This window comes from Streptomyces phaeolivaceus, assembly GCF_009184865.1.
Classification (GTDB): Bacteria; Actinomycetota; Actinomycetes; order Streptomycetales; family Streptomycetaceae; genus Streptomyces; species Streptomyces phaeolivaceus.
In genome coordinates this window covers 3,880,646-3,893,500 of the sequence record NZ_CP045096.1, presented here as the reverse complement: position 1 = coordinate 3,893,500, position 12,855 = coordinate 3,880,646, and the positions used below count along the sequence as shown (strand labels likewise).

General features: G+C 73.2%; 6 protein-coding genes. 1 reads left to right on the top strand and 5 read right to left on the bottom strand.

What is annotated here, in order from left to right:
- Positions 1-104: 104 nt before the first annotated feature.
- The 5 genes from F9278_RS18225 to F9278_RS18205 all read right to left on the bottom strand — a co-directional run bounded on the left by F9278_RS18225 (position 105) and on the right by F9278_RS18205 (position 10,443).
- Positions 105-2,348 carry a bifunctional glycosyltransferase/CDP-glycerol:glycerophosphate glycerophosphotransferase gene (locus F9278_RS18225; RefSeq protein ID WP_152169320.1) on the bottom strand — a complete coding sequence of 748 codons (2,244 nt, stop codon included), beginning with the start codon at positions 2,346-2,348 and terminating at the stop codon, positions 105-107.
- A gap of 235 nt (positions 2,349-2,583) precedes the next feature.
- On the bottom strand, positions 2,584-3,486 hold the full coding sequence (locus F9278_RS18220) for a carbohydrate ABC transporter permease (RefSeq protein ID WP_152169319.1): 903 nt from the start codon (positions 3,484-3,486) through the stop codon (positions 2,584-2,586).
- Positions 3,483-4,844, bottom strand: coding sequence for a carbohydrate ABC transporter permease (locus F9278_RS18215; protein WP_404818910.1), 1,362 nt, complete (start codon positions 4,842-4,844; stop codon positions 3,483-3,485). The genes F9278_RS18220 and F9278_RS18215 overlap by 4 nt, the downstream gene beginning before the upstream one ends.
- Positions 4,845-4,854: 10 nt before the next feature.
- Positions 4,855-6,291 (bottom strand): ABC transporter substrate-binding protein, encoded by a 1,437-nt coding sequence (locus tag F9278_RS18210; protein ID WP_152169317.1) that lies wholly within the window; start codon positions 6,289-6,291, stop codon positions 4,855-4,857.
- A gap of 264 nt (positions 6,292-6,555) precedes the next feature.
- Positions 6,556-10,443: an FHA domain-containing protein gene (locus F9278_RS18205; RefSeq protein ID WP_152173931.1), complete on the bottom strand. Its 3,888-nt coding sequence runs from the start codon at positions 10,441-10,443 to the stop codon at positions 6,556-6,558.
- Positions 10,444-10,949: 506 nt separating this feature from the next.
- Between F9278_RS18205 and F9278_RS18200 the strand changes: the two genes are divergently transcribed.
- Complete coding sequence (locus F9278_RS18200) at positions 10,950-12,674, top strand: serine/threonine-protein kinase (RefSeq protein WP_152169316.1); 1,725 nt, start codon at positions 10,950-10,952, stop codon at positions 12,672-12,674.
- The last annotated feature ends 181 nt before the right edge of the window (positions 12,675-12,855 follow it).

Sequence of the window (12,855 nt, the reverse complement as noted above, 5' to 3'; positions counted from 1 at the left end):
AACTGCGCGAGAAGCCCCCACCGGACCCGCGGATGCGGGTCGAAGGGGCGCAGTCCCTGGTGGATGGGATGGGATGGGTAGGGGCGGCGGGGGCGAGGAAACGCCTACGTCCCCAGCACATCGTCCGCGCCGCCCGGATGGGCCGCCGCGGCGGACGGGACGGGGTGGCGGTCGGCCGGCGGGACGAAGTCGACCGGGGAGGTGTCGCCCAGGACCACCCGCCGCACCACCCGCTCCGCCGCCCGCCCGTCGTCGTACGGGCAGAACCGGTCCCGGAACGCCGTCCGCAGCTGCGCCGACCGCGACCCGCGCCAGTGCCCCGTGGCGAAGATGTCGATCAGCTCGTCCTCGCTGCGGGCGACCGCGCCCGGCGGGAAGGACCGCAGATCGAAGTACGTCCCGCGCGCCGCCTCGTACGCCTCCCAGTCCTCCGCGTGGATCACGATCGGCCGGTCGAGGTTGGCGTAGTCGAACATCAGGGACGAGTAGTCGGTGACCAGCGCGTCCGAGGCGAGGCAGAGGTTCTCCACACTCGGGTGGTCGGTCACGTCCAGCAGCCGGCCGTGCGCCAGATCCGTCAGCGGCGAGTCGTACGCGTGATGGGCGCGGGCCAGGATCACGAAACGCGGCCCGAGCTTGCGCAGCACCCGCTCCAGATCGAGGTGGGCGCGCTGCGAGTGCCGGTAGTCGCGGTGGGTGGGCGCGTACAGGACGGCGACCGCGCCCTCGGGGATGCCGAGGTGCTCGCGCACCCGGGCCACGTCCGTCGAATTGGCCCTCAGGAACACGTCGTTGCGCGGGGAGCCGTATTCGAGGGTCGTGTACGCGGACGGGAACACCCGCTCCCAGACCAGGGTGGAGTGCCGGTTGCCCGACAGGACGAAGTCCCACTGGTCGCTGCCGCGCAGGGCCGCCGCGAAGTCCGTGCCGCGCGCCGCCGCCGGCCGGTCCTGGAGGTCCAGGCCCATGTGCTTGAGCGGAGTGCCGTGCTGGGTCTGGAGGAGGACCTGACCGGCCCGCTTGACCAGGCGCCGGTCGAAGTCCGTGTTGTGCACGAGGTACTTGGAGCGGGCGAGCGCCGTCCAGTACGCCATCGAGTCGGGCAGCACCCGCCGGGTCGCCACCGGGAGCGTGTGGTGGTGCTCGGGGCGCGCGACCCACGCCGTGCGCATCGTGGGGACGTATGTACGGAACGCGTTCTCCAGCGCGGCCGGGCCGCACACATAGCCCCGGCCGTCGTACGCGCCGAACACCGCCCGGTCGGCCCGCAGCGGCAGCAGGCGCTGCACGCGGTAGTGGACCCGGAGGCCGCCGGCGCGCAGCAGCCGGGCGAGGCCCCGCACCAGGCGGCCGGTGCCCCGGCCCAGCCGGGCCAGGGCCCACAGTGCCCGGTACGTACGCGGGCTGCCCAGCCGCAGGAGCGCGTGCCGGACCCGGGCGCGGGCGCGGATGGGGGCGCCCGGCGTGTGATAGCGGGCGCAGTGCGCGCGGACCGTGCGCAGGAACTCGGCGCGCGCCTCGCGCGGCAACCGGTGGCGCTGGGAGAACACGGAGGTGAGGTGGTCGAGCATGCGCCGGAACAGCACCGGGCGCCACTGCGCCAGCTCCGGCCGCTCGTCGATGTACGCGAACACCCGGTCGTACTGCCCGAACACGTCGAAGTGGCCGCGGGTGGTCGCCCCGAGCAGGCTGCCGTGGCGGCGCCGGCGCTGGTGGACACAGACCCGGTCGAGGGTGGCCACGGACTCGGCGGCCATCAGGACGGGGTACGTCCACGCCGTGTCCTCGTAGACGCCGGACGGGAACCGGAAGTCGTGGTCCTCGACGAACTCCCGCTTGTACGCCTTGTTCCACACCACCGGGCGGATGTTCAGCAGGCCCGGACGGTCGTCGAGGCGGAACGGGGCCGGGCCCTGTTCGGTGAGCCGGGGGTCGTGTGCGACGCGGACCGGCGCGCCCGACCAGGAGGTGCGGGCGAAGTCGTGGACGAGGACGTCGGGTTCGCCGGTCTCCTTGACGCGGTCGGCGATCGCCTGGAGCGCGCCCGGCGTGAACGTGTCGTCGCCGTCGAGGAAGAGGAGGTAGTCGCCCCTGGCGTACTCCATCCCCTTGTTGCGGGCGGCACCCGGGCCGGCGTTCTCCCGCAGGCGCACGGTCCGCCGTACGCGCGGGTCGCGCGCGGCGGTCTCGTCGGCGATCGCGCCGCAGTTGTCGGGGGAGGCGTCGTCGACGACGATCACTTCGAGGTCGGTGAAGGACTGGGACAGCACGGAATCCAGGCATTCGTGCAGGTACGCCTGAACCTTGTACGCGGGAACGATGACACTGAACCTGGGCAAGGAGGACATCCATGGGTCGGCGCGGGCATACTGCCCGGAAACGGCCGATGGGATGATTTGGTTACGGTGCGTGTTCCATACGGGGGATTTCTGGGGGAGTTGGGGGCGTGCGGGTGTGTAATTCGGGTGCGGGTGCGCGGGGGTTGCTCGCGCCCACGCGGCGGAGCCGCACATCGATACAGCCCCGCGCCCCTGAACGGCGGGGGCTGCGCCCCCTGCCGTTCAACTCTTGAGTGCCCGGTGCCTACTTCACCGCCCCAGCCATCACCCCCGACACGAACTGCCGCTGGAACGCGAAGAACACGGCCAGGGGGATCACCATCGAGATGAACGCGCCCGGCGCCAGGATCTCGATGTTGCTGCCGAACTGCCGTACCTGCTGCTGGAGTGCGACCGTCAGCGGCTGGGAGTCGGAGCTGGAGAAGACCAGGGCGACCAGCATGTCGTTCCAGACCCAGAGGAACTGGAAGATGCCGAGGGAGGCCAACGCCGGTGCGGCCAGCGGCAGGACGACCGTCGCGAACAGCCGTACCTCACCGGCCCCGTCCAGCCGCGCAGCCTCCAGCAGCTCCCGGGGGATCTCCGCGAAGAAGTTCCGCAACAGGAAGATCGCGAACGGCAGTCCGAAGCCCACGTGGAAGAGGACGACCCCGATGATGTCGCCGAAGATCCCGAGGTCCCGGAAGAGCCCGGACAGCGGGATCAGCGCCACCTGCACCGGCACCACCAGCAGCCCCACCACGAGCATGAACCACCAGTCGCGGCCCTTGAAGTCCAGCCAGGCGAAGGCGTATCCGGCCATCGCGCCGATCAGGACGACCAGCAGGGTGGCCGGCACCGTGATCCAGATCGTGTTGAAGAGGGCGTTCGTGATGTCGTCGTTCTCCAGGAGCGACTGGTAGCTCTTGGTGGTGAGTTGGGCCGGGGCGGAGAACACCTTCCACCACCCGGAGGTGGCGATGTCCGTGGGGTCGCGGAACGACGACACCAGCAGCCCGAAGGTCGGCACCAGCCAGAACAGCGCCACCAGCAGCAGGAACACACGCAGTGCGCCCCCCGCCGCGCCGCTCGCGAGCCGGGAGGCGACGGAGCGTTTCCCGACGGTCGTGGGGCGTTCGGCCGTGGGGCGTTCCTCGACAGTCGTCACCGCTGGCGCTCCTTCCTGAGGCGCCGGATGTTGACCCACATCACCGGCAGCACGAGCAGCAGCAGGACCACACCGATCGCGCTGCCGAGACCGAAGTCGCCCCCACCGCCGTACGACACCAAGTACAGCTGCAGCGCGAGGACGTTGGCCTCGTCCTGGGTGGGCTGGGGCGCGATGATGTAGACGAGGTCGAACACCTTCATCACATTGATCATCAGCGTGACCAGGACGACGACCAGGACCGGCGCGAGCAGCGGCACGGTGACCTTCCGGAACACCTGCCACTCGTTCGCCCCGTCCACCCGGGCCGCCTCCAGCAGATTCCGGTCGACCCCGGCGAGCCCCGCCGCGATCAGCACCATCGCGAAGCCCGCCCACATCCAGATGTACGAGCCGATCACGGCCGGGGTGACGAGGGTCGGGCCGAGCCAGTCGATACCGTTGTAGGGCGCCGCGAAGTTCGAGCCGGGCAGCCTCAGTCGGGCCCCGTCGGCGGCTTCCGGCAGGCTGAACGTGCCGTCGGCGCCGCTGCGCGCGGTGGCGACGACCTTCCCGTCCTTCACCGCCTCGACCTCGACGCCCTCCAGAGCCTTCTCGCCGGGGTCGATCACCCCCTTCTCACCGCCGCCGCCCAGCTTGAAGTCCAGCCAGACCGTGCCGGTGACCTTTCCCAGCTCGGGGGGCGCGGCCTTCGCGTCCTGCGGGGTGCCCGGCAGCCGGTTCGGGGCGATGCCCACCAGCGGGAGCCGCTTCGAGTCCCCGTACCGCACGGTCCCCTCCGTGGTGAACGACCCGCCGCCGGACGCCTTCAGATCGCTCACCTGGGCATGGGGCCGGGCCTTCGGATACACCGACTCGTCCACGAACACGTCGTGCACGGACGTCACGACCGCGTTGGCGACGCCCTGGTCCGGATCCTGCTCGTACACCAGCCGGAAGATGATCCCGGCGGCCAGCATCGAGATCGCCATCGGCATGAAGACGATCAGCTTGAACGCCGTTCCCCAGCGCACCCGTTCGGTCAGCACCGCGAAGATCAGCCCGAGCGCGGTGACGAGCGCCGGGGCCACCGCGACCCAGATCGCGGTGTTGCGTACGGCGACGAGGGTGGAGTCGTCGGAGAAGATGTCCGCGTAGTTGTCGAGGCCGACGAAGCCCGAGCCGTCCGCGTCGAACAGGCTCCGCCAGATCGAGTACCCGATCGGGTAGACCACGAGCGCGCCGAGCAGCACCAGCGCGGGCAGCAGAAACAGCACCGCCACCCACAGCCGGGTCCTCGTCACGCTCTTGCGCGATGCGGCGGGGGGCGTCGGCGTCGCGCCGGCGCCCCCCGCCGTCTTCGTCACGGCGGACGGCATGAGGCGGCCGTCAGCCGTTCCCGTAGGCCTTCGCCGCGTCGGTCTCCAGCTGTTTCTGGGCACCGGCCACGTCGTCGGGGTTCTTCAGGAAGTCCTGCAGGTCCTTCCACTCGCCGACGCCCTGGGTGCCGCCGAACGCCGCCGGGGCCTGGTCGGACATGTCGAAGCGGAAGTCGTCGCCCGCCGCGAGCAGCGCCTTGGCGATCTCCCGGGTGACGTCGTCCTTGTAACTGGCCTCGTCCATCTCCTTGTTGGGGGAGAGGAAGCCGCCCTGCGCCGCCCAGATCTCCGCCGCGTCGGTCGAGGCGAGGAAGGTGAGCAGCGCCTGCGCGCCCTCGCCGTCCTTCAGCGCCACGGCCGCGTCGCCGCCGGTGACCACGGGGGAGTCGTCGCCGACCGCCGGGAACGGGAAGACCTTGGCGTCCGTGCCGATCTTCGCGTCCGTGTCACCGTTGACGGTGACGGCCACGAAGTCGCCCTCGAAGACCATCCCGGCCTGGGTGTCCCCGGCGAAGGTGTTGGTGATCGACTTGATGTAGTCGGTCTGCAGCGCCCCGGAGGAGCCGCCCGCCAGCAGATCGTCCTTGCCCCACAGCTCGGCGAGCGTGGTGAGGGCGTCCCTGACCGAGGGATCCGTCCACTTGATCTCGTGCTTGGCCAGCTGGTCGTACTTCTCCGGGCCGGCCTGCGAGAGGTACACGTTCTCGAACCAGTCGGTGAGCGTCCAGCCGTCGGCGCCGCCGACGGACACGGCGGGCGTACCGGCGTCGGAGAGCGTCTGCGCGGTCTCCAGGAACTCGTCCCAGGTCTTGGGCTCCCCGGTGATCCCGGCCGCCTCGAAGGCCCCCGCGTTGTACCAGACCAGGGACTTGTTGGCGGCCTTCGCGTAGACGCCGTACTGCTTGCCCTCGTACGCGCCGAGGTCCTTCCAGCCGGCCGAGAAGTTCTTGTCCAACTGGGCCTGGGCATCGGCCCCGAGCGGTTTCACCCAGCCCTTCTCGGCGAACTGGTGCAACACACCGACCTGCGGCAGGAACGCGACGTCCGGCGGCTTGCCGCCCTCGATCTTCGTACCGAGGAACGTGGAGGTGTTGTTGCCGGTCGGTACGAACGTCACCGAGGCGCCGGTGCGTTTCTCGAACTCGTCCAGCACCTTCTGGAAGTTGTCCAGTTCCGGGCCGGTGAAGACGGCCGCGACCTCCAGCTTCTGGCCGTCCAGCTTGGGGAGTTGGACGCCGGCCTCCTTGCCGCCGGTGCCGGTGTCGCCCTCGTCCCCGTTGTCGTCGTCACCGCCGCCGCAGGCGGTGAGGGAGAGGGCGAGGACGCCTGCGGCGAGGGCCGCGAGGGCGTTGTGCGTGGGGGGATGGGCCCGCTTGTGCGGGGTGTTGGGCTGGTGTGCTGTACGAAGCGTGCGAAGAGTGCGACGAATGCGGTGGATGTTGCGCATCACTGACCCCGTTCTCCGTGCGTCGTCGAACGTAGAGCGCTGTCCCGTGCGCTCTGGTCTACGCCGGGTGGGAGGGGGCGGCAAGGGCGCCTGCCGGGTGTACGTCTTGATCGTGACCGCGTCGTGACCATGGAGTGGGGTCGGGGGCCGGGTGCCTGATCGCCGTGGGGGTGCCTCGTCGTCGGCGGGTGACCGGTCCGTCGTGGTCGCTCGCGACGTTCCCCGCGCCCCTTGAGGGGCCTGCGGCCCCCTCCCCGCTGCCGCTCAGAGCAGGGACGGGACCTCCGTCGCCGAGACCTCCCTGGCCGCGCGGTCCAGGGCGCTGGCCAGCAGCGCCAGGTCGGTGGGGCCGTTGCCCAGCTCGCGGACGGGGCGGCGGGCCGGCGGGTCGCCCATGCGGGCCCAGTCGAGCGGGACGACGGTCGGCCGGAGGGTCGCCGTACGCGGGATGCGCCCCGTGACGCGGCCCGCCTGGAACGCGGTCGTACGCTCTCCCTCGCCCAGCAACTCCCCCCGCCCGGGAGCCGGTTCGTCCGGCCCCGGCACGGGCGCGCTCAGCACGACCCGCCCACCGGCCGCCCGCCCCAGCTCACCCTCGCCCGTACGCCCACCGGCCCCGGTCGTGGCGACCAGATGCACCCCGAGCCGCTCGCCCTCCCGGGCCACCGCCTCCAGGGCCCGTACGACCGACCCGGCCGCCGGCCGCCCCGTGGAACCCAGCGGGGGCGACAGCAGGGCGTCCAGGTCGTCGACGATGACGACGAGCCGGGGCAGCTCCGAGGCCGGGCTCTTCCCGGCCGCCCTCCTGCCGTCCTGGTCGGCGCTCCTGCGGCTCGCCGCCGGCCGCAGCCGCAGCGTGGAACTGGAGGACGAGTCGAGATCGGCCGCCCCGGCCGACCCCGCCTGGGCGGCCCCGGACCCCGAAGCCCCCGCCCCCGGGGCTCCCGACGCCGCCGAACGCTGCGGGACGATCCGCCCGGAGACCGCGCGCCGGGTGTGCCACTCCCCGAACCCCAGCCCGCCCAGCAACTCGTACCGCCGCTTCAGCTCGGAGATCAGCGACTGCGCGAACTCCCGCATCCGGACCGGGTCGTTGGCCGTGAGATGCGTCCCCACATGGGGCAGGTCCGTACAGACCGCGAGCCCCTCCCCGGTCCGCGCCCCGCCGGTCCCGGCGGCGCCACCTGCCCCGCCGTCCCGTCCGTCCACCAGGGCGATCCCCAGCCGGTCGGGCCGCTCGGCGGCGGCCAGCGACGCGGCCACGGACCGCAGCAGCTCCGTACGGCCGCTGCCGACCGGCCCCTCGATCAGCAGATGCGGGCCCTCGGCGACGAGGTCCACGGAGACCGGCCCGCGCGGGCCCGCGCCGAGCACGGCCCAGGCCCGCCCGCCGAGCGCCGTCGTGTCGTCGGCGGCGTCCGCCCACCGGGCCATCAGCGACGCCGGGGTGGCCCGCGCCAGCCCCAACTCGTCCAGCAGCCGCGCCGATTGCGGCAGCGGAGCCGACACCCGCGCCTGCCGGTCCCCGGCCGCCCCGTCCGTCCGCAACGGCGCCAGCGCCCGCGCGAACCGCTCCGCCCAGGCCGCCGACACCGCGTCCAGCGTGGCCACCGTGCCGTGGTTCAGCAGTCCGGGCGCGTCGTCCGCGTCCAGCGCGGGGATGTCCCGGGTGCCGGGATGCGTCCGCTCGTCGGCACCCGAGCGCGCGCCCCCCGCGAGATCGATGTGGGTGTGCGTACGGCTCGACGAGGCACCGGCTTCCGCACCGCGCGCGTGACCGGCGGAGGAAGCGGACGAAGAGGCAGCCGGGGAAGCGGAAGAAGTGGGGGAACCGGAAGAAGTGGGGGATGCGGAGGACGCGGTGCGTGTGGCCCCTGTGCGACCCGAGCCGCCTTGTCCCGTGCCCCCGGGGCCGCTCCTCGTGCCGTGTCCGGCGGAGGTGACCCGCAGCAGCCGCAGCGCCGTGGCGACATCGCCGCTGAGCAGGGCGACGGCCCCGCACGCGCGGAACGCCGGTGAGAACTCGCAGGCCGCCGTGTACGTCTCCGTCACCGGCGACGCGGGCGACGCCGACTCCGTCTCGGCCAGGCACACGACATGGATCCCGGCGAACGGCCCCTCCTGCGCCAGCCGCCCCACGGCCTCCCGCACATCGGCGCCCCCGGGGTCCCCGTCCACGATCACCACCGTGTACGGCCCGTCGAAGCCACTGCCCGCCGGTCCGTCCTCCCGGGCCCACGACGGCCGCCGCACGGCCCGAGGCCCGGAGGAACCGGCTTCGGCCCCACCCGCCGTACGCCCGCCGCCCGTGCCCGCCGTGCTCCCGGGCGCGTGCCCGGCCGTGTCCGCCGCGTGGTCCTCGACGCGGCGCAGCAGCTCGTCCAGCCGGGCCGTCGTCTGCTCGCGGTCGTAGGCGAGCAGGAGACGGCAGTCCTGGCCGTGGGCGGGTCGGAGATGGGGGAGCCAGCCGAGCCAGGACCAGTCGGCGGCGCGCTCCTGGGGGGTGCGGGAGCGGTCCGCGCTGATCAGGACCAGTTCCAGGGCGTCGGGGGAGTGCAGCGCGGCGAGCTGGGCCACGACCGCGCGGGTCAGCCCCATCAGCCGGGGGCGCGGCCCGGCCAGCCCCAGCGCGCCGACCTCCCGCAGCCCGGTGGTCACCGGCACCGCCGGCAACAGCCCCGAGCCGTCCGGCGCCGCCCGGTCCGTCGTCCCCAGCCGCACCGTCAGCGCCTCCGGGTGGCCCGGCCCCCGCTCCCACAGCCGGGCGCCCGGCCCCAGCGCGGTCAGCAGCAGCGCGGCCGGATCCGGCCAGGTCTCCGGCTGCCGCTCGCCACCCGCCGGGAGCACCGAGGCCATCGCCCCTCGCTCGTCCTCGTCGTACTCCGCGTCGTACTCGTACGGGTCGTACTCGGCCCCCGCCTGCGCCCGCCCCCCGGCCAGCCGCCGGGCCCAGGCCCCGAACCCACCCCGTTTACGCAGCCCACGCGGCACGTCCGTCCCCCGAAGAGGGGTGCCCTTGCGCGTACCGGACTCGACGGGGCCGTACGAGTCGTCGTCGCCCCGGGGCTCACGGCTGCCCCGGGTCTCGCGGCCGTCCTGGGTCTCTCGGGTGTCGTCGGCGCGGCCATGGGCTTCCGCCCGGCCCTCGCCCGGCGCGCCCTCGTCCACGGGCCCCCGACGGGCAACGGGCACCGCTCCCCGCCCGGTGGCGGGCGCCGGCACCCCCGAGCCCCCGGCTGTTCGTCCCGACGTCCGTCCCGACGTCCGTTCCGCTGCTTGTTCCGTTGTTCGTTCCGACGGCGGCTCCGACGTCCGCTCGATGCCGGGTACCCCGCCCTGCCCCGGCACGGTCCGCCGCTCGGCACGACCGCGCTCCGGATCCGCAGCCCCACGAGCCGCTCCCCCGGAGCCAGAACCGGAGCCAGAACCGAATCCGGAGCCGAAGCCGCTCTCGGCCCCCGCACCCCCGACCGCCACCCGGACGTGGCCCTCTCCGTCGGGTGCCGTCGTGATTCCGCGGGCCCCGGAGGACGAGGCCAGGCGGAGGGCGGACTCGCCGATGCGGAGGAGGGCGCCGGGGGCCAGACGGACCGGGCGGTCGCCGACGCGGGTGCCGTCGAGGGTGGTGCCGTTGGTGGAGCCGAGGTCGACGACGGAGACCCGGCCGTCGCCGGCGAGGGTGACCGCGCAGTGGAGGCGGGAGACGTCCGGGTCGTCGAGCGGGACGTCGGCGTCGGCGGAACGGCCGATGTGGATCTTTCCGCCGTGCAGCAGATGGACACCGCCCGCGTCGGGGCCGGCCACGACATGCAGCTGCGCGGCGGCCTCGTCGACCTCGGGGCCCGATTCGGCGGGGGCGCCCAGGGAGAGCACGGCGCCGTCGATCAGGGGCGGCTCGCCCAGGGTGCAGCGCTGGGCGTCGAGGCGCTCGGCACCGGCGTACAGCACGACCTGTCCGCCGCCGACCTCCCGGCCGCGTTCGAGACGCTCCGCGCCGCCGCCGCCGTCGCCGACGGCGGAGGCGAGGCCCGAGGCCACGGCCGCCAGGGCCGTCCCGGCGGGCGCCGTGACCAGCACGTCGCAGGCCGTGGCACGTCCTCGCGGCTCCGAGGGCGGTCCCAGCGGGTCTACGACGGTCAGCCGGATCTGCATCGCCGTCAGCGGTCCCTTCCGCGCGGGCACCCGCGACGACGAGGACGAGACCGCGCGGTCCCCACCGCGGACTTCCCCCACCACGCACGGGCACGTCGGCCAGTAGCTGGAGGCATCCTCGCACCTGCCACTGACAACACGCCCGCCGCCCACCGTCAAGTGATCTTGATTGGTCGGCTCTGCCCCCAAAAGTGCCTGACCAGTGCCCAGTAGTTGATCACTTGAGATCGGTCACGTCCGTATCGCGGCCGTATTCGGGATCGCTCACGTCCGCATCCGGAACCCCGTACACCCCCGCACGGCAACCAACCGCCCATGGGGGAGCGTCTTTCCACCGAACGCACACGGGTGCCCGTACGTGCTCAAGCCACAGCAAGCGGACAGAGTGGGCAGGAAGAGTCGGGAAGCGAACAGCCCGGTCCCGTGGACGGCCGCACTACAGTGGTCGGAACGTCCGCAGGACTCCAGGGCGTGACCAGGCAAGCAAGCAGCAGGGAGCGCATGACGTGCGGCCGGTAGGGAGCAAGTACCTCCTGGAGGAGCCCATTGGACGCGGCGCCACAGGCACTGTCTGGCGCGCCCGCCAGCGGGAGACCGCGGGAGCCGAGGCGGCCGTTCCCGGCCACCCCGGCGAGACCGTGGCGATCAAGGTCCTCAAGGAAGAACTCGCGAGCGACGCGGACATCGTGATGCGGTTCCTGCGGGAGCGCTCCGTGCTGCTCCGGCTGACCCACCCGAACATCGTCCGGGTGCGGGACCTCGTCGTCGAGGGCGATCTGCTGGCCCTGGTCATGGACCTGATCGAGGGCCCCGACCTGCACCGCTACCTCCGGGAGAACGGCCCGTTCTCGCCGGTCGGCGCGGCCCTGCTCACCGCCCAGATCGCCGACGCGCTCGCCGCCAGCCACGCCGACGGCGTCGTCCACCGCGACCTCAAGCCCGCGAACGTGCTGCTCAGGCAGGGCGGCGGCGAGATGCACCCGATGCTGACGGACTTCGGCATCGCCCGCCTCGCCGACTCCCCGGGCCTGACCCGGACCAGCGAGTTCGTCGGCACACCCACGTACGTCGCCCCCGAGTCCGCCGAGGGCCAGCCGCAGACCTCCGCCGTCGACATCTACGGCGCCGGCATCCTGATGTACGAACTGGTCACCGGGCGCCCGCCGTTCAACGGCCAGTCGGCGCTCGAAGTCCTGCACCAGCACCTCAGCGCCGAGCCGCGCCGCCCCTCCACCGTCCCCGACCCGCTGTGGACGGTCATCGAGCGCTGCCTGCGCAAGAACCCGCACGAGCGGCCCAGCGCGGTCAACCTCGCCCGCGCGCTCCGGATCGTCGCCGAGGGCGTCGGGGTGCACGCGAACTCCATGCAGATCGCCGCCGCCGAGGGCGTGGGCCACATCCTCGCCCCCGACCCGGCGCCCGCGCAGGTGCCGGGCGCCGCCCCGGACCCGTTCGGTTCGGCCGACGCGACGCAGGTGCTGCCGCACGGCGCCGGCGCGTACGACCCGAACGGCGCGACCAGCGTGCTCCCGCACACCTCGGGCCCGGCCGGCTCGGGCGACCCCACGACCGTGCTCCCGCACACCTCCGGCGCCGACCCGACGTCCGTCATGCCGCCGGCGCCCTCGCACGACCCCGGCGGCCAGCAGCCCGAGCAGCCGCACCCCTGGCAGAACCAGCTCCGCGCGGCCCGCGACCGCAACGAGCAGACCCAGGTCCAGTACCTCGACCCCGACGAGGACCCGCTGCGCCGTCGGCCGCAGCGGCAGGTCAACCGGCCGCAGCAGCCTCCTCAGCAGCCGCCGCGACAGCCGCAGCAGCGCCGGCAGCAGCGGGCGCCTCAGGGTGGTGGGCCCGGCCCGGGGTACGGCCACCCGCAGCAGCAGCAGTACGCGCCTCCGCAGCAGCCGCAGCCGCAGCGTCGGCAGCCGGAGCGGTATGCGCCCGCGCCGCAGCCGCAGCAGCCCGCGCCCCGGCCTCAGCGGGAGCCTCGGCCGCCGCGCGAGCCTCGGCAGCGCAGCGCCAACCCGATGCGGATCCCGGGGCTCGGGTGCCTCAAGGGGTGCCTGTTCATGATCGTCCTGCTCTTCGTGGGTGGTTGGCTCATCTGGGAGTTCACCCCTCTCCAGGGGTGGGTCGGCACCGGCCAGAGCTGGTGGGGCCAGCTCTCCGACTGGGTCGGCGAAGTGGGCAAGTGGGTCAGGGAACTGGACAACGGCTCAGGGCAGTAGGGCGCCCACCGGCTCGGGGGTGCGGGTTCGGTCGGCGGGTGCGGCTCCGGTGGGGCTTCTCGCGCAGTTCCCCGCGCCCCTTGGGTTACCCGGGCCCACCCCATGCTTTTCAGGGGCGCGGGGAACTGCGCGATCAGCCCCCACTCACCCGCAGTCGCCAACGCAATCGACCTCCCACCCC

What these genes read in the sequence shown, in the direction of transcription:
- F9278_RS18225 (WP_152169320.1), bottom strand. Translation starts at nt 2,348, where the DNA reads ATGTCCTCCTTGCCCAGGTTCAGTGTCATCGTTCCCGCGTACAAGGTT.
- F9278_RS18215 (WP_404818910.1), bottom strand. Translation starts at nt 4,844, where the DNA reads ATGCCGTCCGCCGTGACGAAGACGGCGGGGGGCGCCGGCGCGACGCCG.
- F9278_RS18210 (WP_152169317.1), bottom strand. Translation starts at nt 6,291, where the DNA reads ATGCGCAACATCCACCGCATTCGTCGCACTCTTCGCACGCTTCGTACA.
- F9278_RS18205 (WP_152173931.1), bottom strand. Translation starts at nt 10,443, where the DNA reads ATGCAGATCCGGCTGACCGTCGTAGACCCGCTGGGACCGCCCTCGGAG.